This window comes from Pseudomonas sp. SORGH_AS_0211, from assembly GCF_031453455.1.
In the GTDB taxonomy this organism is placed as follows: domain Bacteria; phylum Pseudomonadota; class Gammaproteobacteria; order Pseudomonadales; family Pseudomonadaceae; genus Chryseomonas; species Chryseomonas aestiva.
On the sequence record NZ_JAVIZV010000001.1, the window covers coordinates 1,440,421 to 1,465,931 of the forward strand.

General features: G+C 68.6%; 26 protein-coding genes. 23 read left to right on the forward strand and 3 right to left on the reverse strand.

Annotated elements, in window-relative coordinates; all coding sequences use genetic code 11:
* The first annotated feature begins 109 nt into the window (after positions 1-109).
* The 7 genes from QE393_RS06730 to QE393_RS06760 all read left to right on the forward strand — a co-directional run bounded on the left by QE393_RS06730 (position 110) and on the right by QE393_RS06760 (position 6,683).
* The gene (locus QE393_RS06730; RefSeq protein WP_273806988.1) at positions 110-889 is read left to right on the forward strand and encodes a class II aldolase/adducin family protein; all 780 of its coding nucleotides are present in this window, start codon (positions 110-112) and stop codon (positions 887-889) included.
* A complete protein-coding gene (locus tag QE393_RS06735; RefSeq protein ID WP_273806989.1) occupies positions 886-1,839 on the forward strand; it encodes an ABC transporter substrate-binding protein in 954 nt (317 codons plus the stop codon). Before QE393_RS06730 ends, QE393_RS06735 begins: the two co-directional genes overlap by 4 nt.
* 5 nt (positions 1,840-1,844) lie before the next feature.
* Positions 1,845-2,810 (forward strand): ABC transporter substrate-binding protein, encoded by a 966-nt coding sequence (locus QE393_RS06740; RefSeq protein WP_273807133.1) that lies wholly within the window; start codon positions 1,845-1,847, stop codon positions 2,808-2,810.
* 201 nt (positions 2,811-3,011) lie between these two features.
* Complete coding sequence (locus QE393_RS06745; RefSeq protein ID WP_310042674.1) at positions 3,012-4,040, forward strand: ABC transporter substrate-binding protein; 1,029 nt, start codon at positions 3,012-3,014, stop codon at positions 4,038-4,040.
* 63 nt (positions 4,041-4,103) lie between these two features.
* Positions 4,104-4,946: a MetQ/NlpA family ABC transporter substrate-binding protein gene (locus QE393_RS06750; protein ID WP_273806991.1), complete on the forward strand. Its 843-nt coding sequence runs from the start codon at positions 4,104-4,106 to the stop codon at positions 4,944-4,946.
* A complete protein-coding gene (locus QE393_RS06755) occupies positions 4,943-6,037 on the forward strand; it encodes a methionine ABC transporter ATP-binding protein (protein ID WP_273806992.1) in 1,095 nt (364 codons plus the stop codon). Before QE393_RS06750 ends, QE393_RS06755 begins: the two co-directional genes overlap by 4 nt.
* Complete coding sequence (locus tag QE393_RS06760; RefSeq protein WP_044342295.1) at positions 6,030-6,683, forward strand: methionine ABC transporter permease; 654 nt, start codon at positions 6,030-6,032, stop codon at positions 6,681-6,683. The genes QE393_RS06755 and QE393_RS06760 overlap by 8 nt, the downstream gene beginning before the upstream one ends.
* On the opposite strand, the gene QE393_RS06765 is transcribed toward QE393_RS06760, so the two are convergent.
* Positions 6,680-7,693 (reverse strand): GntR family transcriptional regulator, encoded by a 1,014-nt coding sequence (locus tag QE393_RS06765; RefSeq protein WP_273806993.1) that lies wholly within the window; start codon positions 7,691-7,693, stop codon positions 6,680-6,682. The genes QE393_RS06760 and QE393_RS06765 overlap by 4 nt on opposite strands.
* A 286-nt stretch (positions 7,694-7,979) precedes the next feature.
* On the opposite strand from QE393_RS06765, the gene QE393_RS06770 reads away from it, so the two are divergent.
* The 10 genes from QE393_RS06770 (at position 7,980) to QE393_RS06815 (ending at position 17,774) form a co-directional block, all read left to right on the forward strand.
* Positions 7,980-9,335, forward strand: coding sequence for an amidase (locus QE393_RS06770; protein WP_310042676.1), 1,356 nt, complete (start codon positions 7,980-7,982; stop codon positions 9,333-9,335).
* Between the two features lie 73 nt (positions 9,336-9,408).
* Positions 9,409-10,290 (forward strand): polysaccharide deacetylase, encoded by an 882-nt coding sequence (locus QE393_RS06775; protein ID WP_310042678.1) that lies wholly within the window; start codon positions 9,409-9,411, stop codon positions 10,288-10,290.
* A 25-nt stretch (positions 10,291-10,315) separates the two neighbouring features.
* Positions 10,316-11,674 carry an MFS transporter gene (locus QE393_RS06780; protein ID WP_310042680.1) on the forward strand — a complete coding sequence of 453 codons (1,359 nt, stop codon included), beginning with the start codon at positions 10,316-10,318 and terminating at the stop codon, positions 11,672-11,674.
* An 11-nt stretch (positions 11,675-11,685) separates the two neighbouring features.
* Positions 11,686-12,456, forward strand: coding sequence for an SDR family NAD(P)-dependent oxidoreductase (locus QE393_RS06785; RefSeq protein ID WP_273806996.1), 771 nt, complete (start codon positions 11,686-11,688; stop codon positions 12,454-12,456).
* Between the two features lie 10 nt (positions 12,457-12,466).
* Positions 12,467-13,216, forward strand: coding sequence for an SDR family NAD(P)-dependent oxidoreductase (locus QE393_RS06790; RefSeq protein WP_273806997.1), 750 nt, complete (start codon positions 12,467-12,469; stop codon positions 13,214-13,216).
* Positions 13,217-13,225: 9 nt separating this feature from the next.
* Positions 13,226-13,525, forward strand: a complete 300-nt coding sequence (locus QE393_RS06795) for a hypothetical protein (RefSeq protein WP_273806998.1) — start codon at positions 13,226-13,228, stop codon at positions 13,523-13,525.
* The gene (locus QE393_RS06800) at positions 13,522-14,511 is read left to right on the forward strand and encodes a GTP-binding protein (RefSeq protein ID WP_273806999.1); all 990 of its coding nucleotides are present in this window, start codon (positions 13,522-13,524) and stop codon (positions 14,509-14,511) included. The genes QE393_RS06795 and QE393_RS06800 overlap by 4 nt, the downstream gene beginning before the upstream one ends.
* Entirely contained in the window at positions 14,508-15,692 is a 1,185-nt protein-coding gene (locus tag QE393_RS06805) for a PotD/PotF family extracellular solute-binding protein (protein WP_273807000.1), read from the forward strand. Before QE393_RS06800 ends, QE393_RS06805 begins: the two co-directional genes overlap by 4 nt.
* Before the next feature lie 226 nt (positions 15,693-15,918).
* Positions 15,919-17,010, forward strand: coding sequence for a dimethylsulfone monooxygenase SfnG (sfnG, locus tag QE393_RS06810; RefSeq protein ID WP_273807001.1), 1,092 nt, complete (start codon positions 15,919-15,921; stop codon positions 17,008-17,010).
* Between the two features lie 161 nt (positions 17,011-17,171).
* Entirely contained in the window at positions 17,172-17,774 is a 603-nt protein-coding gene (locus QE393_RS06815) for a trans-aconitate 2-methyltransferase (RefSeq protein ID WP_273807002.1), read from the forward strand.
* 28 nt (positions 17,775-17,802) lie between these two features.
* Here the strand turns inward: QE393_RS06815 and QE393_RS06820 are convergent, their stop codons facing one another.
* Together QE393_RS06820 and QE393_RS06825 are read right to left on the reverse strand one after the other, a co-directional pair.
* Complete coding sequence (locus QE393_RS06820) at positions 17,803-18,588, reverse strand: MetQ/NlpA family ABC transporter substrate-binding protein (protein ID WP_273807003.1); 786 nt, start codon at positions 18,586-18,588, stop codon at positions 17,803-17,805.
* Positions 18,589-18,605: 17 nt separating this feature from the next.
* Positions 18,606-19,973 carry an LLM class flavin-dependent oxidoreductase gene (locus QE393_RS06825; RefSeq protein WP_273807004.1) on the reverse strand — a complete coding sequence of 456 codons (1,368 nt, stop codon included), beginning with the start codon at positions 19,971-19,973 and terminating at the stop codon, positions 18,606-18,608.
* Between the two features lie 260 nt (positions 19,974-20,233).
* Between QE393_RS06825 and QE393_RS06830 the strand changes: the two genes are divergently transcribed.
* The 6 genes from QE393_RS06830 to QE393_RS06855 all read left to right on the forward strand — a co-directional run bounded on the left by QE393_RS06830 (position 20,234) and on the right by QE393_RS06855 (position 25,467).
* Positions 20,234-21,217, forward strand: a complete 984-nt coding sequence (locus QE393_RS06830) for an aliphatic sulfonate ABC transporter substrate-binding protein (RefSeq protein WP_273807005.1) — start codon at positions 20,234-20,236, stop codon at positions 21,215-21,217.
* Between the two features lie 17 nt (positions 21,218-21,234).
* Positions 21,235-22,233, forward strand: a complete 999-nt coding sequence (locus QE393_RS06835; RefSeq protein WP_273807006.1) for an aliphatic sulfonate ABC transporter substrate-binding protein — start codon at positions 21,235-21,237, stop codon at positions 22,231-22,233.
* Between the two features lie 8 nt (positions 22,234-22,241).
* The gene (locus tag QE393_RS06840) at positions 22,242-23,048 is read left to right on the forward strand and encodes an ABC transporter permease (protein WP_405046281.1); all 807 of its coding nucleotides are present in this window, start codon (positions 22,242-22,244) and stop codon (positions 23,046-23,048) included.
* Positions 23,048-23,764, forward strand: a complete 717-nt coding sequence (locus QE393_RS06845; RefSeq protein WP_273807007.1) for an ABC transporter ATP-binding protein — start codon at positions 23,048-23,050, stop codon at positions 23,762-23,764. The genes QE393_RS06840 and QE393_RS06845 overlap by 1 nt, the downstream gene beginning before the upstream one ends.
* Before the next feature lie 118 nt (positions 23,765-23,882).
* Positions 23,883-24,620: an ABC transporter substrate-binding protein gene (locus QE393_RS06850; RefSeq protein ID WP_273807009.1), complete on the forward strand. Its 738-nt coding sequence runs from the start codon at positions 23,883-23,885 to the stop codon at positions 24,618-24,620.
* Positions 24,621-24,783: 163 nt separating this feature from the next.
* Positions 24,784-25,467 (forward strand): TerC family protein, encoded by a 684-nt coding sequence (locus QE393_RS06855; protein WP_273807011.1) that lies wholly within the window; start codon positions 24,784-24,786, stop codon positions 25,465-25,467.
* The last annotated feature ends 44 nt before the right edge of the window (positions 25,468-25,511 follow it).

Consider the following 25,511-nt stretch of genomic DNA (forward strand, 5'->3'; position numbering starts at 1 on the left):
GGTTATGCGCAATCGATATTTCCGTCTCAGCGGCTCACAACGTTAGGTTCTAAGCAGACCGGGGCAACGCCCGTCGCCCTGGCGCCTCTTCTGCTTTCGGAGCCGCTGCATGACCGCCTTTCTCAACGCCCTCGCCAGCGTCCGCGCCCAGGTGTCCGCCGCCGAATGGGAGGCGCGGGTCAAGCTCGCCGCCGCCTATCGCCTGGCCGCCCGCGAACGCTGGACCGACCATATCTACACCCACTTTTCACTGCGGGTGCCGGGCCCGGAGGCGCACTTCCTGATCAATCCCTTCGGCCAGACCTTCGACGAGATCACCGCCTCTTCGCTGGTGAAGGTGGACATCGATGGCGAGATCGTCCTCGACCCCACCGGGCTCGGCATCAACCCGGCCGGCTACGTGATCCACAGCGCCATCCACCGTGCCCAGCCGGAACTCCATGCGGTGCTGCACACCCACACGGCTGCGGGCATCGGCGTCTCCGCCCAGCGCGGCGGCCTGCTGATGCTTTCCCAGCACGCCATGAGGTTCTTCGGCCGCCTGGCCTATCACGGCTACGAGGGCGTGGCCCTGGATCTGGACGAGCAAAGCCGGCTGGTGGCCGACCTCGGGGCGCACCCGGCGATGATCCTCTGCAACCATGGCCTGCTCACGGTGGGCGCGAGTCTGGAGGAGGCCTTCTGGCACCTCTATTACCTGGAACGCTCCTGCGCGGCGCAACTGGCGGCCCAGAGCGGTGGCGCCGAGCTGGTGATTGCCGCGGACGCCGTGGCGCAGAAGGTCAGCGACCTCATCCCCGGCAATCTGGCGCGCGGCGCCCATGTCCGCCACTGGGACGCGGCGGTGCGGCAACTGGAGCGCCACGAGGGCCGGGAGTACGCGCAATGAAGCTATTGCTCGCCACGCTGGGCCTGGCGCTGCTGCTGGGACAGGCCCAGGCGGCGCCGGATCTGTCCGGGGTGACCCTGGTGCTGGGCGACCAGGCCCGCGGCCTGCGCGCCATGATGGAGGCCGCCGGCACCCTCGAAGGCGCGCCCTACACTTATCGCTGGGCCAACTTCCAGGGCGCCGCGCCGCTGTTCGAGGCCCAGCGCGTCGGCGCGGTGGATACCTCCTATGCCGGTGACCTGCCGGTGTTGATGGCCGCATCCGGCGGCGTGCCGCTCAAGCTCATCGCTACCAATGTCGGCTACCCCCAGGCCAATGGCCTGTTGGTGCAGGCCGATTCGCCGATCCGTTCGGTCAAGGATCTCAAGGGGCGCACCGTGGTGGTGTCCTCGGCCAAGGGCAGCATCTCCCAGCATCTGCTGTATGCCGCCCTCGAAGAGGCCGGGCTCAGGCGGGAGGACGTCACGGTCAAGTTCGTGCTGCCCACCGACGCCAGCGCCGCCTTCAATGCCGGGCAGATCGACGCCTGGGCGACCTTCGATCCCTACCTGGGCATCGCCGAGCAGCACGGCGCCCGGCTGCTGCGCGATGGCCAGGGGCTGACCACCGCCCTGGGCTTTCTCACCGCCACCCCGGCGTCGCTGGCGGACCCGGCCAAGCGCGCCGCCATCGCCGATTTCGCCGGGCGCCTGGCCCGGGCACGGGCCTGGGCGGTCGCCCATCCGCAGGACTATGCCCGGGTCTACGCCGAGCTGACGCGCCTGCCGGAAGGCGCCGCGGTGGCCATTTCCACCCGCACCTCCCGTGGCCTGCGCCCGGTGCAGCCGGCGGACGTCGCCGCGGTGCAGCAGGTGGCCGATCTCTTCAGCGACCTCCAGGTGCTGCCCAAACCGGTCGACGTCGCCGCCCTGGCCGATGCCACTGTCTTTACCCAGGAAGCCAAACCATGACCCTCATCCGCCGTACCCTGCTGGCGCTACCGCTGCTGCTCGCCGCCAGCGCGGCCCTGGCCGCCGAGCCCCTGACCCTGCGCATCGCCGACCAGAAGGGCAACATGCGCGCCCAGCTGGAAGCGGCCGACGGCCTGCGCGACCTGCCGGGCTATCGCATCCAGTGGGCGGAATTTCCTGCGGCCGCACCTCTGGCCGAGGCGCTCAATGCGGGCGCGGTGGATGCCGGCATCATCGGCGATGGCCCGCTGCTGTTCGCCCTGGCCGCCGGCGCGCCGGTCAAGGCCATCGCCGTGGACAAGTCCGATCCCTATGGCACGGCGGTGATCGTGCCGCGCGACTCGCCGCTGCGGAGCGCGGCCGATCTCAAGGGCAAGCGCATCGCCACCGGGCGCGGCTCCATCGGCCACTACATCGCGCTCAAGGCGCTGGACTCGGTGGGGCTGACCGCCCAGGACGTGAGCTTTCGTTTCCTCGGACCGGTGGACGCCAAGATGGCCCTGGCCAATGGTTCGGTGGACGCCTGGGCGACCTGGGAGCCCTACACCGCCCAGGCCGAGCAGGTCGACGGCGCCCGGGTGCTGGTCAATGGGCGCGGACTCTGGGCGGGCAACAGCTTCCTGGCCGCCACCGACACGGCCCTGGCCGATCCGGCCCGGCGCGCGGCGCTGCAGGACTACCTCGACCGCCTGGCCGCCGCCCAGCGCTGGGGCTATGCCCACCTCGACAGCTATGCCAGGACCCTGGCGCAGATCATCGGCTTTCCCGAGGCGGTGGCCCGGCTGCAATTCGCGCGCCGCCAGCTGCACTGGGAGCCCATCGACCAGCAGGTGGTGGCCGACCAGCAGGCGGCGGCGGATTTCTATCATCGCAGCGGCCTGATACCGCAGCGCCTGGAGGCCCGGGCGACCTTCGCCGAGGGGTTCCGGGTGAGCAAGCCGGACGCGCCGCGGCAGGCGGAGCGGGAGTAGGGCGGGATGCAGAGTGGTGTTGGGCTTCGCTTCGCTCAGCGCCAACCTACGTACGGCGGGGCGCACCCTCTCCCTCTGAGAGGACTGGGGTAAGGGAAAGCCACACCGCCACTGGACCTATCCATATAACCCATCCTTATTTCAAAAATGCTGAATAGCTTGAGTAGGCTATAAGCCACTTCCATGGATGAGCGCACCCTGATGCCCCCACGTCTTCCTTTCACCCGTCGTCCCCTGGCCCTGGGGCTCGCCGTCAGCCTGCTCACCGGGCTGGGCGTCGCACCCCAGGCCGCCCAGGCCGAGGGCACCCTGCGCATCTCCGAACAATTCGGCGTGTCCTATGTGATCCTGCATGTGCTGCGGGACCAGCAACTGATCGAGAAGCACGGCAAGCAAGAGGGCGTCGACATCAAGGTCGACTGGATAAAGCTGTCCGGTGGCGCGGCCGTCAACGAGGCGGTCCTGTCGGGCGCGGTGGACGTTGGCTCCGCCGGGCTCGGGCCGCTGTTCACGCTCTGGGACCGCACCCATGGTCGGCAGAACGTCAAGGCCGTGGCCAGCCTGGGGGCCTTTCCCAACTACCTGGTCACCAACAATCCGCAGGTGAAGACCCTGGCCGACTTCAGCGCCAAGGACCGCATTGCCGTGCCGGCGGTCAACGTCTCGGTGCAGTCGCGCTTCCTGCAGTACGCCGCCGCCCAGGCCTTCGGCGAGAAGAACTGGAATCGCCTGGATCCCCTGACGGTGGCGGTGCCGCATCCGGATGCCACCGCGGCGGTGATCTCCGGCGGTACCGAGATCAACAGCCACTTCGCCAATCCGCCGTTCCAGGAACAGGAACTGGCCAGCGGCAAGGTGCACAGGGTGCTCAGTTCCTATGACGTGCTCGGTGGGGCCGTCTCGCCCAATCTGGTGTTCGTCACCGAGAAATTCCGCCGGGACAATCCCAAGACCTACAAGGCCTTCCGTGAGGCCCTGGTCGAGGCCGGGCAGATCATCGAGAAGGACAAGGCCGCCGCCGCCCGTACCTACGTGAAGGTCGAGAATTCCCGCCTCGATCCGGCACTGATCCAGCGGATCATCGAAAGCCCCGAGGTCAATTTCGACACGGCGCCGCAGAACACGCTGAAGCTGGCGGAGTTCATGTATCGCATCGGGGCCATCCGCAACCAGCCCGGCAGCTGGCAGGACTATTTCTTCGTCGACGCGCCCGACCAGAAGGGCAGCTGATCCCTTTTCCCTTACGGGTTCCACCGGACCACCGGACGAGCCCTCGACATCTCGAGGTCTCCCATGGCTATTCCTCCGATTTTCCAGCGCCTCGGGCTGCTCCTGGCGAGCACGACCCTGGCGCTGTCCGCCCAGGCCGCCGAGCCGCAGAAGATTCGCCTCGGCATCAACGACAGTCCGCAGAACGCCGCCCTGGAGCGCGCCGCCGAGGTGGCGCGGGAACAGGGCGTGGCGGTGGAGATCGTCGCCTTCAGCGACTGGAACACGCCGAATCTGGCGCTCGCCCACGGCGACATCGACGTCAACTACTTCCAGCACCAACCCTTCCTGGAAAATGCCAACGCCCAGAACGGCTACGGCCTGGTGCCCATCGCCTATGGCGTGGAAAACAAGGTCGGCCTCTATTCCAAACGCGTGAAAAGCTTTGCCGAGGTGCCGGATGGCGCCACCGTGGCGGTGGCCGACGATCCGGTCAATCAGGGTCGTGGGCTGTACCTCTATGCCCGTGCCGGCCTGATCCAGCTCAAGCCTGGTACCGGGCCCAAGGCCAGCCTGCAGGACATCGTCGCCAATCCCCGCCATCTGAAATTCATCGAACTGCCCGGTCCGCAACTGGCGCGGGTGCTGGACGACGTGACCCTGGCGCAAAGCTATCCCTCGCATATCCTCGCGGCCGGCACCACGGACCCCAACAGTGCGCTGCTGTTCAGCGACGACGAGGCCAGCGGCCATCTCTATGCCCTGAGGTTCGTGACCAGGCCGGACAAGGCCGATGACCCGGCGATCCGTACCTTCATCCAGGTGTTCCAGAACGATCCGCGGGTGCGCGAGGCCATCGCCCAGGCCTATGGCAATCCGCAGCTCTACAGCCTGGCCTGGCTGAACCGGCAGGAGGCCGCCCGATGAGCAATGCGCTGCTCAGAACCGCACCGGCTCAGCCGCCCATCGAGCCTCAGGCCGCCCCCGCGCGCGAGCATCTGCGCCTGAGCGGGGTGCACAAGATCTACACCGGCGATGCGCTGCCGGTGACCGCGCTGGCCGACATCGACCTCAGCATCGCCCGTGGCGAGATCTTCGGCATCATCGGTCGCAGTGGCGCCGGCAAGTCCAGCCTGATTCGCACCCTCAATCGCGTGGAAGACGTCAGCGCCGGCCAGGTACTGGTCGATGGCGTCGACCTCGGCACCCTGAAAGGCGACCGCCTGGTGGCGCTGCGACGGCGGATCGGCATGATCTTCCAGCATTTCAATCTGCTGGCCTCGCAGACGGTGCTGGAGAATCTGGCCCTGCCGCTCAAGGCTGCTGGTTTTCGTCGCGACGAGATCGACGCCCGGGCCCGGGAATTGCTCGAGCTGGTCGGGCTGCAGGGCAAGGAGCAGGTCTATCCCTCGCGGCTGTCCGGTGGCCAGAAGCAGCGGGTGGGCATCGCTCGCGCGCTGATGCTCAAGCCCGAACTGCTGCTCTGCGACGAGGCCACCTCGGCGCTGGACCCGGAGACCACCCAGTCGATCCTGGCCTTGTTGCAGGACATCAATCGCCGTCTGGGACTGACCATCGTACTCATCACCCACGAGATGGCGGTGATCCGCCAGATCTGCGACCGGGTGGTGGTACTGGAGCATGGCCGCATCGTCGAACAGGGCCCGGTATGGCAGCTGTTCGGCGCGCCTCAGGCAGAAGCCACCCGGGCGCTGCTGGCACCCCTGGCGGCCCAGCTGCCGACGGATCTGGCCAGGCGGCTCGCTGCCACCCGGCAACCGGGCGCCCGGGCCGTGCTGGAGCTCAGCTACGACGGTCAGGGTGCGGAGCCCGACTTCCAGGCGCTGGGCCAGGCCCTGGGGGCACCGGTCGAACTGCTGCATGGCGGTATCGACCGTATCCAGGGCCATGCCCTGGGCCGCCTGCTGGTGGCGACCGCGGCGCCGGAGCGACGGCTGGCCACCTTCCTGACCCAGGCCGGGTTGTTCGCCCGGGCGGAGGTGCTGGGCTATGTCTGACTTCATGCTGAAGGCGCTGTGGAAGGCCTTTCTCGATACCCTCACCATGGTCAGCGTGTCCGCGGCCATCGTCTGGTTCGCCGGCATCGCCCTGGCCGTGGTGCTGGTCACCACCGGGCGCGGCGCCATCTTCGCCGCGCCCACCCTCAACCGGGTGCTGGGTACCCTGATCAACGCCTTTCGCGCCACGCCCTTCATCATCCTGCTGGTGGCCCTGATCCCGCTGACGCGGCTGATCACCGGGACCACCATCGGCGTCTGGGCGGCGGTGGTACCCATCACCCTCAGCGCCACGCCGTTCTTTGCCCGCATCGCCGAGGTCAGCCTGCGCGAGGTTGGCGGTGGCGTGATCGAGGCGGCCCAGGCATTGGGCTGCGAACGGCGGCACATCGTCTTCAATGTGCTCCTGCCGGAGGCGCTGCCCGGCATCATCGGCGGCTTCACGGTGACCCTGGTGGCCATGATCGGTGCCTCGGCGATGGCCGGCGCCATAGGCGCAGGGGGGCTCGGCGACCTGGCGATCCGCTATGGCTACCAGCGCTACGACACCCAGGTGATGGCCGTGGTGATCGCCATCCTGGTGGTGCTGGTGTGCGGCATCCAGTTCATCGGCGACCGCTACGTGCGGCACCTGCGGGCGCGCTAGCTCAGGCGCTCAAGATAGGCCGGCAATTCCGGGTCGGGCAATACCGAGAGCACCTTGAGGCGCTGCAGGGTGCGATCACGACCGCGCAGGAGGTGATTGCGCAACTGGCTGGCCGCCGAATCGGGACTGCCCACCAGCAGGGATTCCAGCACCAGGCGATGCTCCACCAGCACCGCCTCGTCCAGCGGGGTGCCGAGCGACTGGTGGAAGATGCGCGACACGTTCAGCGGACTCTGGCTGTGGGCGATGAGCTGGGCCAGCTTGCGATTGCGCAGGCCGGCCAGGCAACGCCCATGCAGATCCGCCTCGATGCGCTCCACCGCGGTCCAGGAGGTGGGGGCAGGGTGGGCGGCCAGCTGTTCCAGGCGTTCGAGCATCGCCAGCAGCTCGCTGCGCGCCAGGCCCGGCGCGGTCTGCAATAGCGCCTCGGGTTCCAGCAGGGCGCGGATCTCGTAGTCGTCGCGGATGGCCTGGGCGGTGAGCGGACCGGCCAGCCACTGGCCATAGGGTTCCTTTTCCACCAGGCCGCGATCGCGCAGGCGCATCAGGGCTTCGCGCACCACGGCGCGGCTGACGCCCAGGTGGTCGGCCGCCTGCTGCTCGTCCAGCCGGAAATGGCCGAAGAGCAGGGCGTGGCTGACACAGGCGGCGATCTCGTCACCGACCCGCTCGCCCAGGGAGCGCGTATCGATCAGTTCGTCGCCGCTGTCCAACCCGAGCAACTGGCGGGTCAGCGGCTGGCGCTGCGGCTCGCCCGCGGTGCCGGCCGGATCGATCAGATAGCCGCGCCCCTCGAAGCGGCGGATCAGGCCTTCCTCCTGCAACAGCGTCAGCGCCTGGCGCACCGGAACCCGGCTGGTGCCGAACAGCTGCGCCAGCGGCGCCTCGACCAGCACCAGCCCCGGCGCCGCGCGACCGGCCAGGATGGCTTCGCGCAGTGCACTGCGGATCATCGCGTAGCGCGCGGCGGTACGACTGTCATCGAGGGGGGCGGGGACTGCTGCCGACATCTGGGGCCTTCCGGGAACGAGATGAGAATTGTGGCACAGGCCCGCGGCCTTTCGCGCGTTACCGGCCGGGTATGGCGCACGCACGGTAACGGGGCAAGCGTTACGGTTCTGCACAAAAATGGATCTATTTAATATAGGTACATTTTAGGGCGAGCGTTTAGGGGAAGACTCAAGCCACCTCTAAGCGGTGGCTTTGCAAGGTAGCGGCATCCCTTTTTGCCAAGCTGGCACAAAGCCTGCTCTATTAAACGTACCAAATTATAAAATGTACGTTTAAGGAGCAGCCATGCAATCCGCCCACGCCCCGTCCCTGGATGCGGTCGGTCTCGGCGAGGCCTACGCGGCCGGTACCCTCGATCCGGTCGCGGTCTTCGAGGCGGCGCTGGCGCGCGCCCAGGCCTCCTCGGCGGTATTCATCACCCTGACCGCCGAGCGTGGCCGTGCCGAAGCCCTGGCGGCGCGCGAGCGCTGGCAGGCCGGGCAGCCGCGTTCGCCGCTGGATGGCGTGCCGCTGGCCTGGAAGGACCTCTTCGACCTGCAGGGCGAAGTCACCACCTGCGGTGCCGAGCTGCGCCGCCTGGCGCCACCCGCCATGGCCGATGCGATCCTGGTACAGCGCCTGAGCCAGGCCGGCCTGGTCAGCCTGGGCAAGGTCAATCTCAGCGAGTTCGCCTATTCCGGCGTCGGGTTGAATCCTCATTTCGGCACGCCCGCCAATCCGCGGGCGCAGGGCGAGGTGCGCATACCGGGCGGCTCTTCCTCGGGTTCGGCGGTGGCCGTCGCCGCCGGCATCGTGCCCCTGGCCCTCGGCACCGACACCGCCGGCTCGGTGCGCCTGCCGGCCGCGCTCAATGGGCTGGTGGGTTATCGCCCCAGCCTGGGGCGCTATCCGGCGACCGGTATCTTCCCGCTGGCCGCGTCCTATGACGTGCCGGGTCCGCTGGCGCGCAGCCTGCGCGATGTGCAGTGCCTGGATCGCCTGCTGACAGGCGCTGCCGCCCGACCGCTGCCAGCGCCGAAGGCGCTGCGCGTGGTGCTGGACCTGAGCGTGCTGGACGACGCCCGGGTGGAGCCGGCGGTGCGGGCCAATCTGCTGGCCGCCGCCGAGCGGCTGGCCCGCGCCGGCGTGAGCGTGGAGCGCCGCGCCCGCACGGTCTTTGCCGAGGCCCTGGAATTTCTCGCCGCAGAAGGCTGGCCAGGGGCCCTGGAAGCCTTCGCCCTGCACCGCGACGTGCTCGACGGTCCCGCGGCCGAACGCCTGGATCCGCGGGTACGTCAGCGCCTGGAGCGGGCGCGGGCCTTGCCCGATGGCCAGCTGACGGTTCTGCATGAACAACGCGATCTGTTGCGGGCCCGCTTTGCCGCCGAATTCGCCGAGGCGCTGCTGTTGGTGCCGACGGTGAGCCAGGTGGCGCCGCCGCTGGCCCCTCTGGCAGCCGACGCCGACCTCTTCGCGGCCACCAATCTGGAGCTGCTGCGCCTGACCATGGCCGGCAGCCTGCTCGGCGCGCCGGGTGTCTCGCTGCCCAGTGGGCGCGATGCCCAGGACCTGCCCACCGGCCTGTTGCTGGTGGCCCCCGCCGCCGCGGACGAACGCCTGCTCGATGCCGCCACGGTCGTGGAAGCCCTGGTCGGCGCCTGATTTCAAGTGGCGGTGGCGGGGGCCCGGCGCCGCCACCGACCTGGTTTTCTTCCGGGTACTGGAGAGTGCAACGATGGCCAAAGAAATCTTCGTTTCCATCGGCGTCGACGTCGACGCGGTGGCGGGCTGGCTCGGTTCCTACGGCGGCGAGGATTCGCCCGATGACATCTCCCGCGGCCTGTTCGCCGGCGAGGTGGGGTCGCCCCGGCTGCTCAAGCTGTTCGAGCGTTACGGTCTCAAGACCACCTGGTTCATCCCGGGCCATTCGGTGGAAACCTTTCCCGAGCAGATGCAGGCGGTGGCCGCGGCAGGCCACGAGATCGGCATCCATGGTTACAGCCACGAGAATCCCATCGCCATGACCCCCGAGCAGGAGGAGGCGGTGCTGGACAGGTCCATCGAGCTGATCACCGCCCTGGCCGGCAAGCGACCCACCGGCTATGTCGCGCCCTGGTGGGAATTCAGCCGGGTCACCAACGAGCTGCTGCTGAAGAAGGGCATCAAGTACGACCACAGCCTGATGCACAACGACTTCTCTCCCTACTACGTGAGGGTCGGCGACAACTGGACCAAGATCGACTACAGCCAGCAGCCCGAGATCTGGATGAAGCCGCTGGTGCGCGGCCAGGAAACCGATCTGGTGGAGATCCCGGCCAACTGGTACCTCGACGACCTGCCGCCGATGATGTTCATCAAGAAGGCGCCCAACAGCCACGGCTTCGTCAATCCGCGCCATCTGGAAGAGATGTGGCGCGACCAGTTCGACTGGGTCTATCGCGAGATGGACTACGCCGTGTTCCCCATCACCATCCACCCCGACGTCTCGGGGCGGCCGCAGGTGCTGCTGATGCTCGAACGCCTGATCGAGCATATCCAGGGTCACGCCGGGGTGCGCTTCGCCACCATGGACGAGATCGCCGACGACTTCCTGCGGCGCCAGCCGCGCCAGCGCTAAGCGCCCAGCCCACAGGTACAGGATCATGACCCTCCCTGCCGCCCCTTCGCTCCACCCGGAAACCGCCACGGCTGCCTGGAAACCGCAGCCGCTGTCTTCCGGTGATGTCCGCTACGCCACCTGGATCGCCTTTTTCGCCTGGGTGTTCGCCGTCTACGACTTCATCCTGTTCGGCACCCTGCTGCCGGTGATGGGTGGGCACTTCAACTGGAGCGAAGCCGAGCAGGCCGAACTCGCCACCTGGGTGGCGCTGGGCGGGGCCATCATCGCCTTCGCCATCGGCCCGCTGGTGGACCGGATCGGTCGCCGCGGCGGCATCATCGTCACCATAGGCGGCACCGCCGTATGCTCGGCGCTGACCGCGCTGTGCGCCGGCATGGGCAAGGTGCCGCTGGTGCTGGTGCGTTCGGTGGCCGGCCTGGGCTATGCGGAGGAGGGGGTCAACGCCACCTACCTGACCGAGGTCTATGCCGCCTCCGACGATCCGCGGCTGATCCGCCGCCGGGGCTTCATCTACAGCCTGGTGCAGAGTGGCTGGCCGATCGGTGCGCTGATCGCCGCCGGGCTTACCGCCTTGCTGCTGCCGCACATCGGCTGGCAGGGCTGCTTCGTGTTCGCCGCCGTGCCGGCCTTCGTCATCGCCGTGCTGGCGCGCAAGCTCAAGGAAAGCCCGCAATTCCAGGTGCATGCCCGCATCCAGCGCCTGCGCCGCGAAGGCCAGGAGCAGGACGCCCGCAGCCTGGCCCAGGAATACGGCGTGGACTACGAAGAGCACGCCAAGGCCGGCGTGGCCATGGCCTTCAAGGGCCAGGCCCTGCGCCCGACCCTGGTGCTGAGCCTGGCCATCCTGCTCAACTGGTCGGCGATCCAGGTGTTCAGCGTGCTGGGGACCTCGGTGATCGTCAGCGTGCACAAGCTCAGCTTCGAGAACTCGCTGTGGATCCTGGTGCTGTCCAACGCCGTTGGCTTCATCGGCTACCTGTTCCATGGCTGGCTGGGCGATCGCATCGGCCGGCGCAATACCGTGGCCCTCGGCTGGATGTGCGGTGGCCTGGCCTTCTTCGCCATGCTGCAGGCGCCCAGCCAGCTGGTACCGGTGGTGGCGCTCTACAGCCTGGGGCTGTTCTTTCTCACCGGCCCCTATTCGGCCATGTTGTTCTTCATGGGCGAAAGCTTTCCCACCAGCATTCGCGCCACCGGTGGCGCCATCGTCCACGCCATGGGACCGATCGGCGCCATCCTCGCCGGCCTCGGCATCACCAGCGTGCTCGGCAGCGGTGGCCAGTGGTACAGCGCCGCGCTCTGGTTCGGGGCGCTGCCGTGCTTTCTCTCAGGCCTGGTGATGTGGGCCGCCCGCCACGTCGAACCCACCAGTCTCAAATGACAGGAGCCCCCATGACAGCTCATACCTCTCCCGTCGCCCTGATCACCGGTGCCGCCAGCGGCATCGGCCAGGCCCTGGCCGTGGCCTATGCCCAGCAGGGCGTGCGGGTGGTCGGCGGCTACTACCCCGGCGATCCCCATGACCCCGAAGACACGCGGCGGCGGGTCGCCGCCGCGGGTGGCGTGTGCCTGCTCGAACCCCTGGACGTCAGCGACAGCGCCTCGGTGGATGCCCTGGCCGATGCCGCCCTGGCTCACTTCGGTCGCCTCGACTATGCCGTGGCCAACGCCGGCCTCCTCCGCGCCGCACCGCTGCTGGAAATGAGCGATGCACGCTGGCACGAGATGCTCGACGTCGACCTCACCGGCGTCATGCGCACCTTTCGCGCCGCCGCGCGGCACCTGGGGGAGGGCGGGGCCCTGGTGGCCATCTCCTCCATCGCCGGCGGCGTCTATGGCTGGCAGGACCATGCCCATTACGCCGCGGCCAAGGCCGGGGTGCCGGGGCTGTGTCGCTCGCTGGCCGTCGAACTGGCGCCGCGTGGCATCCGCTGCAACGCGGTGATCCCGGGCCTGATCGAGACCCCCCAGTCGCTGGACGCCAAGAACTCCCTGGGCCCGGAGGGCCTGGCCAAGGCCGCCCGCAGCATTCCCCTGGGGCGGGTCGGCAGGCCCGAGGAGGTGGCGGCGCTGGTGCGCTTCCTGACCAGTACCGAAGCCAGCTACATCACCGGCCAGAGTCTTATCGTCGATGGCGGTCTCACCGTCCGTTGGCCCGATTGAGGAGAAGAGCATGTTCGAGCTGACAGACCGCCGCGCCCTGGTGACCGGCGCGGCCAGCGGGATCGGCGCCGCCATCGCCCGCAGCTATGCCGCTGCGGGGGCGCGCCTGGTGCTGGCCGACCGCGACGCCGAGCGGCTGGCCCGGTTGGCCGCGGAATGCCGTGCCCTGGGCGCGTCGGTGACGGAGACCGTCGCCGACGTGGGCCAGCCGGATGGGGCCCGCGCCGGCGTGGACGCCTGCGTGGCGGCTTACGGCGGCATCGACATCCTGGTCAACAACGCCGGGATGCTGACCCAGGCACCCTGCGTCGACCTGACGCTGGAACAGTGGAACGACATGCTGCGCGTCGACCTCACCAGTGTCTTTCTCGCCAGCCAGCGCGCCCTGCCGCACATGCAGGCGCAGCGCTGGGGCCGCATCATCAACGTCGCCTCCCAGCTCGGCATCAAGGGCGGCGCCGAGCTCTGCCACTATGCGGCGGCCAAGGCCGGGGTGATCGGCTTCACCAAGTCGCTGGCGCTGGAGGTGGGCCGCGACAACGTGCTGGTCAACGCCATCGCCCCCGGTCCCATCGAGACCCCGCTGGTGGATGGCATCAGCGCCGACTGGAAGGTGGCCAAGGCCCGCGAATTGCCGCTGGGCCGCTTCGGTCGCGCGGAAGAGGTGGCGCCGGTGGCGCTGCTGCTGGCCAGCGATCCGGGCGGCAACCTCTTCGTCGGCCAGACCCTGGGCCCCAATTCCGGCGACGTCATGCCCTAGGAGATAACCATGTGCGGACTGTGCGGCCTGCTCGGCCCGGATCTCCACTGGAGCGATCCGCTGGGCGATGACCTGCCCCGGCGGCGCGAGCGCCTGCGTCGGGTCGCCGCCATCAACCGGGTGGTGGCGCCCTTCCGGCTGACGGTGAGCGACGTCCAGGGCGCCTCCTACCTGGTCCAGGGCCCGACCGGGCGCCAGGCGCTGGCCGAGGGGCTGGACGATCTCTGGCGCCAGGCCGAGGCGGTGCTGGGGCGACCGCTCGACCCCCTGGATCCGCGTATCCTGGCACCGCTGGAGGCGGCGCCATGAGCTTGGCGGTCAATGTCATCACCGGCTTCCTCGGCAGCGGCAAGACCACCCTGCTGCGGCGCCTGCTGGCCCAGGAAGCCCTGGGCGAGACGGCGCTGCTGATCAACGAATTCGGCGAGGTCGGCATCGACCACCTGCTGGTGGAAGAGGTGGCTCCGGACACCGTGCTGCTGCCCAGCGGCTGCGTCTGCTGCTCGGTGCGCGGCGATCTCAAGGCGGCGCTGCTGACCCTGCACGGGCGCCGTAGTCGTGGCGAGATCCCGGCCTTTCGCCGGGTCCTGCTGGAGACCACCGGCCTGGCTGATCCGGGGCCGATCCTGGCCACCCTTAATCTCGATCCCCAGCTGCGCGGACGCTTCCACCTGGGCTTGCTGGTGACCGTGGTGGACGCCGAGCACGCCGCGCTACAGGAAGGGCTGCATCCGGAGTGGCTCAATCAGGTCACCGCGGCCGACCGGCTGTTGCTGAGCAAGGCCGACCGGGTCGCGCCCGCCGTGCTGGAGCGGCTGGACCGCCATCTGGCCCAGCTCAATCCCACCGCCACCCGGGCCCTGGCGGCTTCCGTGGCCAGCGGCGATGACCTGCTGCTGGGCGAAGGGCTGCGCGCCGCCGATCCGGCGGCCGAGGTCGGCCGCTGGCGCCTGTTCGCCGCCGTTGCCGAAGGCCGCCACGGCAGCGCCGAGGTCTGCTGCCTGGAGTTCGACCGGCCGCTGGACTGGATGGCCTTCGGGGTGTGGCTGTCGATGCTGCTAAGATGCCACGGGCAACGCATCCTGCGAGTCAAGGGCATCCTCGACGTGATCGACGCCAGCCAACCCATCGTCATCCATGGCGTGCAACACAGCCTGCATCCGCCAGTGCACCTGCCGGCCTGGCCGGCGGGCGAACGCCGCTCGCGTCTGGTGTTCATCGTCCGTGATCTGGACACCGCGCTGCTCAGGCGCTCCTTCGCCGCCTTCATGGGCGGCCTGGGCCGGGCCGCATGAGCACGCCGCTGACCCTGAGGGTGCTGGGCACCTCGGTGACCCTGCTCGAACCCATCCGCCAGCGGGCGGAGGCGGAACTGGGCATCCGCCTGGTCTACCAGATCCACGACGTCCAGACCGCCCAGCGTATCGCGGTGCTGGAGCCGGGCAGCTACGACCTCTATGACCAGTGGTTCCACAACGTCGACTTCGTCTGGCCGGCGCGGGCGATCCAGCCCATCGACATCCGCCGCATCGCGCTCTGGGAGGAGATCAACGACCTGCCCAAGCGCGGCCGGCTGCATGCCACGGATCGCCTGGCGCCCGGCTGCCGGCCGTGCGACCGCCTCTATGTGCAGCACGACGGCAGCCTCGGCGGCCAGCCCAGTGAACGCATCAGCATGCTGCCGCTGACCCACAATGCCGACAGCTTCGCCTACCGACCCGAAAGCCTGCCTGCCGCCCTGGTGGGCCAGCAGGAGAGCTGGGCCTGGCTGATCGATGAAGGCTGGTGCGGCCATAGCGCCCTGCAGAGCGACGCCGCCATCGGCGCCCTGGACGCCGCCCTGGCGATCCAGGCCGCCGGTCTCGCGCGTTTCGACGACATCGGCAATCTGCGCCTGGAAGAGATCGACCGCCTGGCCGAGTTGCTGGTGGAGCGCCAGCGCCATCGGCATTTCGCCGCCTTCTGGTCCGACGACCGCAGCGCCGGCGAGCTGACCCTGGCCGCCGGGGTGGATATCCAGAGTCTCTGGTCACCCATGCTCATGGCGCTGCACCGGGCGGGGGTGGATTATCGGGTGGCGGTCCCGCGCGAGGGCTACCGCGCCTGGTTCGGCGGCCTGTCGCTGTCGCGCTGCGCGGAGGGGCGGGTGCGTGATGCCGCCTATGCCTACCTCAACTGGTGGCTGGCCGGCTGGCCCGGGGCGGTGATGGCCCGCCAGGGGTTCTACATCGCCAATCCGGTGCGGGCGCGGGATCACCTGAGCGCTGCCGAGTGGGACTTCTGGTACGGCGGCCTGCCTGCCCGTGAAGAACTCGCCGGCAGCGACGGCCTGCCGCTGATCGAGGTGGGCCAGCGTCGCGAAGGCGGTTCCTACGCCGAACGCATGAGCCATATCGGCGTGTGGAATTCGGTGATGGACGAGCACAACTATCTGGTGCGGCGCTGGAGCGAATTCCTGCGCACCACGGCCGCCTGAGGTGACATTCTTTCGCCGAGAACCGCGCGCCAGACGCCTTGGTGCGCTGTTGCCCAGGCGACAGCGATTGGACAGCTGCCCTTGGCGCTACACCTGAAAGCCTCTGGTTGATATCTGTAAGTCATTGATATAAAAAGACTTAAAGACTTGGTTCGGTTCTTGATTGAAGGCTCGGAGTCACTGTTTCGCTCGCCCTCGCGGCGAGCCCAACCCGGAGAGCCCTTGCATGTCGCAGAACCCCGTCAAATTCGCCTATTGGGTCCCCAATGTCAGCGGCGGCCTGGTGGTCAGCACCATCGAGCAGCGCACCCACTGGGGCATCGACTACAACCGCACGCTGGCCCAGCTCGCCGAGCGGGCCGGCTTCGACTATGCCCTGACGCAGATCCGTTTCACCGCCGGCTACGGCGCCGAATACCAGCATGAATCGGTGGCCTTCAGCCATGCGCTGCTGGCCGCCACCGAGCGTCTCAAGGTGATCGCCGCCATCCTGCCCGGCCCCTGGAATCCGGCGCTGGCGGCCAAGCAGCTGGCGACCATCGACCAGCTCACCAACGGCCGGGTCGCCATCAACCTGGTGTCCGGCTGGTTCAAGGGTGAATTCCACGGCATCGGCGAGCCCTGGCTGGAGCACGACGAACGCTATCGGCGTTCCGAGGAATTCATCCGCGCCCTCAAGGGCATCTGGACCCAGGACAATTTCAGCTTCGCCGGCGACTTCTATCGCTTCCGCGACTACACCCTGAAACCCAAGCCGCTGCAGCAGCCCCATCCAGAGATCTTCCAGGGTGGCAGCTCGCGGGCCGCGCGGGACATGGCGGCGCGGGTCTCCGACTGGTACTTCACCAACGGCGGCACCCGCGAGGAGATTCGCGCCCAGGTACAGGACCTGCGCGCCAAGGCCGCGGCGGAGGGGCGTGAGGTCAAGGTCGGGGTGAATGCCTTCATCATCGCGCGCGACACCGAGACCGAGGCGCGCGAGGTGTTGCGGGAGATCGTGGCCAAGGCCAACCCCGAGGCGGTCAAGGCCTTTGGCGATGCGGCGCGCCAGGCTGGTGCCGCTAGCCCGGAAGGCAAGGGTAACTGGGCCGACTCCAGCTTCGAGGATCTGGTGCAGTACAACGACGGCTTCAAGCCGAACCTGATCGGCACGCCCGAGCAGGTCGCCGAGCGCATCGTGGCCCTCAAGGCCGAGGGCGTGGACCTGGTGCTCGCCGGTTTCCTGCACTTCCAGGAAGAGGTGGAGTACTTCGGCCAGCGGGTGCTGCCCCTGGTGCGCGAACTCGAAGCGCAAGCCGCGGCCCAGGCGGCGGCCTAGGGCAGGGCTCACCCGGAACGCAGGCGCGTTAGCGCAGCACGATCCGGGTGAGCTGAGGCCAGGCGTCGAAAACGGCCAGGTACAGTTTCAGGGCGAGACGCAGGGCCGGAAGCCTTTTCCTGGATCAGCTAGGCTCAGGTAATAGCCAGGGAGCCGACGCCATGAACAAGACCTCCTACAACGCCATCGCCGACACCTTTCGCCAGGCCCGCGTCAGCCTCAGGGACGACGAGCGTCGCTACCTGGAGGTGCTCCTGGAGAACCTCGAACCGGGCGCCACCCTGCTCGATCTGGGCTGCGGCACCGGCACCCCGGTCGCCGCCGCCATCCTCGCCCAGGGGCATCGCGTGCTGGGTGTCGACCAGGCGGCCGCCATGCTGGCCCATGCGCGGCGGGAGTTCCCCAAGCAGCGCTGGATCGAGGCGCGGCTGGAAACCTACGCCTGCGCCGAACGCTATCAGGGCGCGCTGCTGTGGGATTCGCTGTTCCATCTGGAGCGCCGCTGGCACGCGACCCTCCTGGCGCGGGTGATCGGCGGGTTGCCACAGGGTGGCCGCCTGATGCTGACGGCCGGCGGTTCGGCGGCGGGCTCCTTCGTCGATACCATGTTCGACCAGCCGTTCTTCTACGACTCGCATCCGCCGGAGGAGCTGCGCGCCCTGCTGCTGGCGCAGGGCGTGCGCATCCTCATCGACGACTTCATGGACCTGCCCGACGGCGGCCGCAACCGTGGTCGCTGTGCCTTCGTCGTGGAGAAGCTCTGACCTTCTCGCTCGGTGACCCGGACGCGGATCACTCCTTCCAGCCCGGCTGGTAGAGGGTGCCATGGGCCTGGTCCAGGGCGGCGCGGACCTTGGGCGAGTGCTGATAAAGGTCGATCAGCTTGGCCAGGCGCGGATCCTCCCTGTTGTCCGGGCGCGCGACGAATTGGATGACGTACTCGGGGTGGTCGAGGCCATCGAAGAGCAGGGCCTGGTTGGGGTCGATGGTCTTGGCCAGGCGCAAGTAGTGCGGATAGCCCTGGGCCACGTCGACGTCGTCCAGCGAGCGGGCCAGCTGCACGGCCTCCAGTTCGACGATCTGGATGTCGCGCGGATTGCCGGTGATGTCCGCCAGGGTGGCGTGGTAGCCGACGCCGGGCTTGAGGGTGATGAAGCCGGCCTTCTCCAGCAGCAACAGGCCACGGCCGCCGTTGATGGCGTCGTTGGCGATGGCCACCCGCGCGCCCTTGGGTACTTCCGCCAGGGTCCGGTACTTCTTCGAATAGAGCCCGACGTTGTTGATGATCCCCGGCGCCACCGCCACCAGGTCATAGCCGGCGGTGCGCTTGGCGTTCTCCAGGAAGGGGATGTGCTGGTAGTAGTTGGCGTCGATGTCGTGGTTGGCGAGGCTGGTGTTGGGGGCGATCCAGTCGCTGAATTCGACGATCTCCACGTCCACCCCGGCGGCCTTGGCCTCCTGCACCGCGACTTCCAGCGGCGGGGCGAAGGCGGCGGTGGTGCCGATCTTGAGTGGCGCGGCCAGGGCCGCGGTGCTGAACAGGCCGAGGGCGAAGAGCAGGGGTTTGAGGCGGGTCATGGGGCGTCCTTGAGCGGTCAGTCCTGGCGGAAGCGGCTGCCGAAGTGGCGGGTATCGAGGTGGTCGCCGCGGCCGAACAGCTTGTGTCTGAAGCTGCCTTCGGCGTAGGCGGTCTTGTAGCGACCCCGGCTCTGCAACTCCGGGATCACCATGTCGATGAAGTCGCCGTAGCACTCGGGGGTGACGGTGCGCGCCAGGTTGAAGCCGTCCAGCCCGGTTTCGTCGATCCAGCCGAGCAGGGCATCGGCCACCTGCCCGGGATCGCCGACCAGGGCGGTGTAGCGGCCACCGAGGGCGTGCTGCTCCAGCAGCTTGCGGCGGGTCCAGCCGGCGTCCTTGGCGACCAGGCGCTTGAGCGCCGACTCGATGGCCTCGGTCCGTTGCGGGCGGATGGGTTCGTCGAGGCCATAGGCGGCGAGATCTATGCCCACCGAGGCCGAATGGTGGGCGACCCCGGCCTCGGGACTGGCATGACTCAGGTATTCGGCGTGCTTGTCGCGGGCTTCGGCGGCTGTGGGGGCGACGATCACCGTGAGGCCCATGAACAGCTTGACGTCATCCGCGCGGCGGCCGGCGGCCACTGCCGCGCCCCGCACCCGCTCGACCTGGGCGCGGGTGGCGGCCTGGTCCTGCCCGGAGATGAACACGCACTCGGCATGGCGCCCGGCAAAGGCCAGACCGCGATCCGAGGAGCCGGCCTGGAACAGCACCGGCGTGCGTTGCCGCGAGGGCTCGCAGAGGTGATAGCCCTCGACGTCGAAGAATTCGCCATGGTGCGCGACCTTGCGCACCCGCTCGGGACGAGCATAGATCCGCTGGACGCGATCGCGGACCACGGCATCGTCCGCCCAGCTGCCTTCGAGCAGCTTGTAGAGGACTTCCAGGTATTCGTCGGCCTGGTCGTAGCGGCGGTCGTGGGCGATCTGCCGGTCCAGGCCCATGGCGCGGGCGGCGCTGTCCAGGTAGCCGGTGACGATGTTCCAGCCCACGCGACCTTCGCTCAGGTGATCCAGGGTGGAGAGGCGGCGGGCGAAGGGATAGGGCGGCTCGTAGGTGAGGTTGGCGGTGAGGCCGAAACCCAGGTGCCGGGTGCTAGCGGCCATGGCCGAGACCAGCAGGAAGGGGTCGTTGACCGGCAACTGGATGGATTCGCGCAGGGTCAGGTCGACGTTGCCGCCATAGACGTCGTAGACGCCGAGGATGTCGGCGATGAACAGGCCATCGAACAGGCCGCGCTCCAGCAGCTGGGCCAGCTCGGTCCAGTAGCTGAGGGTGTGGTACCGACTGGAGGTGTCACGCGGATGGGTCCAGAGGCCGTGGTTGATGTGGCCCACGGTGTTCATGTTGAAGGCGTTGAGTAGCACCTGCTTGGCGGGGGCGGTCATGGGGCGGGTGCCCCCGCGGGGAGAAGAGTCCGGAGCACAGCCATGGGATCCTCGGGTTCAAGGCGAAAGGAGAGATCCGGTGGTCCGGTGGTTATACGTTAGCTTCGAGATATGCCGGGCTTTAAATAGCCTTTCGGAATAACGTTAAGGCGTTCGCGGGCGTGGGCCTCGCCTCTAACCAAATTCCAAATCGGTATTAAGCTGACCTTTGCTTATTCCTTATCGTGGCCGGCATCCATTCGCCGCCCGCTGAGGCATTCATGGCCGCTATCCGCTTTTCGTTTCGCGCAGGTCTCTGCCAGGGACTGCTCGCCCTGGGTCTGCTGGGCCTTGCCTGCGCCGCTCAGGCCGATACCAGCCTGCGTATCGGTTACCAGAAATCCTCCACCCTGCTGGTGCTGCTCAAGGAGCAGGGCACCCTGGAGCGGGATCTGGCAGCCAAGGGCATCACCGTCAGCTGGCATGAGTTCTCCAGCGGCCTGCCGCTGCTGGAATCCCTCAACGTCGGCAACGTGGATCTCTCCGCCGACGTCGCCGACACCGTGCCGGTGTTCGCCCAGGCGGCGGGTGCCAAGCTCACCTATTTCGCTCGGGAAACACCATCGCCCCAGGCCCAGGCCATCCTGGTCCCGGAGGGCTCGCCGCTGCAGAGCCTCGCCGATCTCAAGGGCAAGCGCATCGCCGTGACCAAGGCCGCCGGTAGCCACTACCTGCTGATCGCCGCCCTGCAGGAGGCCGGCCTGAGCTTCGCCGACATCCAGCCGGCCTATCTCACCCCCGCCGACGGTCGCGCCGCCCTGGAGAACGGCAAGGTGGACGCCTGGGTCACCTGGGAGCCCTTCGTCGCCAGCGCCCAGCGCCAGCAGCACGTCCGCATACTCGCCTCCGGCGAAGGCCTGGCCAGCTACCAGCGCTACTACCTGGCCGCCACCCCCTATGCCCAGGCTCATCCCGAGGTGCTGGCCCTGGTGTTCGCCGAGCTGCAGCGCACGGGGCAGTGGGTGAAGCAACGCCCCGCCGAGGCGGCACGCATCCTCGGTCCGCAGTGGGGTCGCCTGGACGAGGCTACCGTCGAGCTGGCCAACGGCCGCCGCACCTACGATGTCCAGCCGGTCAGTCGCGCCGCCCTCGGCGAGCAGCAGCGCATCGCCGATGCCTTCCACGCGGCCAAGCTGCTACCCACTGCCGTGGATGCCAGCGCCGTGGACCTCTGGACCCCCAGCGCCCCCCTGACCTCCCGCTAGCCGACAAGGAACTCGAGATGCACAAGACCACGCTACGCTGGGCCGCCGGCCTGGCCCTGCTCGGCAGCGCGCTGCTGGCGCTGGCCGCACCGCCCAAGGAAGTCCGCCTGGACTACGCCTACTATGCCCCCACCAGCCTGGTGCTCAAGGAGCAGGGCCTGCTGGAAAAGCGCCTCGGCGAGCAGGGCATCGCCGTGCGCTGGGTGTTCAGCCAGGGCAGCAATCGCTCGCTGGAATACCTCAACAGCGGCAGCACCGATTTCGCCTCCACCGCGGGTCTCGCGGCGCTGCTCAGCCGCGCCAATGGCGCTCCGATCGAAACCCTCTATCTCGCCAGTCGCCCGGAATGGACCGCCCTGGTGGTGCCCAAGGCTTCGCCGCTCAAGTCCCTGGCCGATCTCAAGGGCAAGAAGATCGCCGCGACCAAGGGCACCGATCCCTATCTGTTCCTGCTGCGCAGCCTGCGCGAGGCGGGCCTGAAGAAGGGCGACGTGGAAATCGTCCATCTCCAGCACCCGGACGGTCGCGCCGCCCTGGAGCGCGGCCAGGTGGACGCCTGGGCCGGTCTCGATCCGCACATGGCCGCCAGCGAATTGCAGGCGGGCTCGCGCCTGCTCTATCGCAATCTCGACTTCAACAGCTATGGCGTGCTGAGCACCACCGAAGCCTTCGCCAAGGCCCAGCCGGAACTGGTCAAGGCGGTGCTGGGCGCCTATGAGGACGCGCGCCGCTGGACCTTGGCCCATCCCCAAGAGACCGCCGAATTACTGGCCAAGGCGTCCGGCCTGCCGCTGGAAGTCGCCCAGCGCCAGCTCGCCCGTACCGATTTCAGCCAGCCGCTGCCGGGTCCGCAATTCGTCGCCGCGCTCAAGGGTGCCGCGCCGCTGCTGGCCGAAGAAGGCCTGGTACGCCCCGGCGTGGATGCCGTCGCGGCGGTCGATGCCCTGGTCCAGCCCGCGCTGGCCCAGGCCGTGATCAAGGCCGAACCCGCCGTGGCCAAGGTGAACGCGCCGTGAGTGATGAACTGACCCAGGCTGCGCCGCTGGCCCAGGCCTCCCGACCCGCTCGCGGTGCGGGTGGCCGCTGGCGCGGCGCCGTGCTGCCCCTGGGGCTGGTGGCGGTGCTGGAAGCGGTGGTGCGCCTGGGCTGGCTGCCGGCCTACCAGATGCCACCGCCCAGCGAGGTGCTGCGGACCCTGTGGCTGCTGGGGGAAGGGGAGTTGTGGCGGCATCTGGCGGCCAGTCTGGCGCGGGTCGCCAGTGGCTTTGCCCTGGGCGCGGGTCTGGCGCTGCTGATCGGCGCCTGGGTCGGGATGTCGCGCCGCGCCGAGGCCTATCTCGATCCGCTGTTCCAGGCGCTGCGCGCTATTCCCAGCCTGGCCTGGGTACCCCTGCTGCTGCTCTGGCTGGGTATCGATGAAACGCCAAAGATCGTGCTGATCGCCCTGGGCGCCTTCTTTCCACTGTACCTGGCGCTGGTCAGCGGCATCCGCGACGTCGATCGCCGCCTGGTGGAAGTGGGCCGCCTCTATCGCCTGTCGCGCCCAGCGCTGATCCGCCGCATCCTGCTGCCGGCCGCCTTGCCCAGTCTGTTCACCGGGCTGCGCGGAGCCTTGAGCATGAGCTGGATGTTCCTGGTGGCCGCCGAACTGATCGCCGCCACCGCCGGCCTCGGCTATCTGCTCAGCGACGGCCGGGAGACCTCGCGACCGGACGTGGTCATCGCCGCCATCCTGGTGCTGGCGGTGCTCGGCAAGCTCAGTGATGAACTGCTGCTACGCCTGGAACGCCGGGCGCTGGCCTGGCGCGACACCTACCAGGGTGGCCAGTGATGAGCGAACCCCTGCTGTCCCTCGAACGCATCGGCAAGGCCTTTGCCGGGCGCCGGGTGCTGGAAGGCGTCGACCTGACCCTGGCCGCCGGCGAGGTGGTCAGCCTGCTGGGCGCCAGTGGCTGCGGCAAGAGCACCCTGCTGCGCATCGCCGCCGGACTGGACGACGAGTTCGGTGGCCGCCTGACCCTGGCCGCGTCCAGCCAGGGCGTCGGCGTGGTGTTCCAGGAGCCGCGGCTGATGCCCTGGCTGGACGTGGCTGCCAACGTCGGCTTCGCCGAGGGCGCGCGCTTCGATCGCGCCTGGACCGCGCAGTTGCTAAGTGAGGTCGGGCTGGAGGGGCAGGGCGCCTTGCTGCCCAAGCAACTCTCCGGCGGCATGGCGCAGCGGGTCGCCATCGCTCGCGGACTCTATGGTCGCCCACGGCTGCTGTTGCTCGACGAGCCCTTCAGCGCGGTGGATGCCTTCACCCGCTGGCAACTGCAGGACCTGGTGCTGCGCCTGGTGGCCCGGTATCAGATCGGCGTGCTGCTGGTGACCCATGACCTGGACGAGGCCTTCTACCTCGGCGACCGCGTCCTGGTCCTGGGCGGCGCGCCCTCCCGCGTGCAGCGCCACTTCGCCGTGGCGGCGCCCCAGCCGCGTGAGCGGCGCGCCCCCGCCTTGCTGGCCCAGGCCGCCGAGGCCTATGAGGAATTGCAGCGGCTCAGGGTGTGAGGCCGCGAGCACGGAAGGGTCGACGAAGGCGTGCGCAATCGCCCGGGAGCGGGCAGTATCGGACGGCAGCGGCGAGCCCCAACCGCACCCCGACAGTCGACCCCTCCAAGGAGCTTCCATGAGCCCATCCGCAACGGTATTGGCCGAACTGGCCCCCCAGGGCGTTCTCCGGACCGCGATCAACTACGGCAACCCGGTGCTGGCGCAACGCGGCGCCGATGGCGAGCCGGCCGGTGTCTCGGTGGCCCTGGCCCGGGCGCTGGCCGAGCGCCTGGATGTGCCGGTGCATTTCACGACCCACGACGCCGCCGGCAAGGTCTTTGCCGCGCTGCAGGACGGCGCCTGGGACCTGGCCTTTCTCGCCATCGAACCGGTGCGGGCGGCGCAGATCGCCTTCAGCGAACCCTATGTCATCATCGAGGGCACCTATCTGCTGCGCGCGGACGATCCGGCTCAGGGCGTGGCCGAGCTGGACCGGGCCGGGCGCCGTATCGCCGTGGGGCAGGGCGCGGCCTATGACCTCTATCTCAGTCGCACCCTGACCCAGGCGGAGCTGGTGCGCGCGCCGACCTCGCCGGCGGCCATCGACTGGTTCGTCGATCAGCGCCTGGACGCCGCCGCCGGGGTGCGTCAACCCCTGGAAGCCTATGCCGCCGCTCATCCGGGCTACCGGGTGCTGGCCGACAGCTTCACCGAGATCCGCCAGGCCATGGCCGTGCCCAAGGGGCGCGCGGCCGCGGCAGCCTTCGTGCAGGGCTTTCTCGACGAGCAACTGCGCAGCGGCCTGGTTGCCCGCGAGCTGGCCGCCAGCGGTCAGGGCGACGTGCGGATCGGTGCCCCCTCGACAAACGGCTGAAACGAGGCCCCGGCGCCAGGCGGAATCGATCCGCGGCGCCGTTTCGTCGGCTGGATGACAGCTTGGGGCGCTATTCTTGGCGCCATGGCAGGGGCCGGATGAAATCATCAACGCCCCCTGCTGCCAAACGCCTGTCCCAGCACCCTTAGCGTCGAGGTCGATCTTGCTCGCCACCCTGTCCGATCCTGCCTTTCTCACCGGTCTCCTGCAGATCGTCATCATCGATATCCTGCTCGGCGGCGACAACGCCGTGGTGATCGCGCTGGCCTGTCGGCGGTTGCCCGAGGCCCAGCGCCGCAAGGCTATCCTCGGCGGTGTCGCCGGCGCGGTGATCCTGCGCATCCTGCTGCTGTTCGTCGCCAGCTATGTGCTGGGCTGGCCGCTGCTCAAGGTGGTCGGTGGCGTGCTGCTGCTGTGGATCGGCATCAAGTTGCTGACGCCCGAAGAGGACGAGGCCAACGTCAAGGCCGGTACCACCCTTGGCCAGGCCATCTGGATCATCATCGTGGCCGACGTGGTGATGAGCCTGGACAACGTCATCGCCGTGGCGGGCGCTGCCCAGGGGCACCTGGGCCTGGCCATCACCGGGGTGCTCATCAGCATCCCCATCATCATCTTTGGCAGCCAGCTCATCCTGAAGCTCATGGAAAAGTTTCGCTGGCTGGTGGTGGCCGGTGCGGCCCTGCTGGGCTGGATCGCCGGCAAGCTGATCGCCAGCGACGAACTGCTGCAGGGCTGGCTGGGCTTTTCCGATGTGCACTGGGTGCCCTATGTGGCCGGGGCGATCGGCGCGGTCTTCGTGCTGGCGGTAGGTCAGCTACTGGCGCGGCGCGCGGTCACCGCCTGAGGTCCGCTGGCCAGCCCAGGCTGGTCCACCTTTGCTCTGCCGTG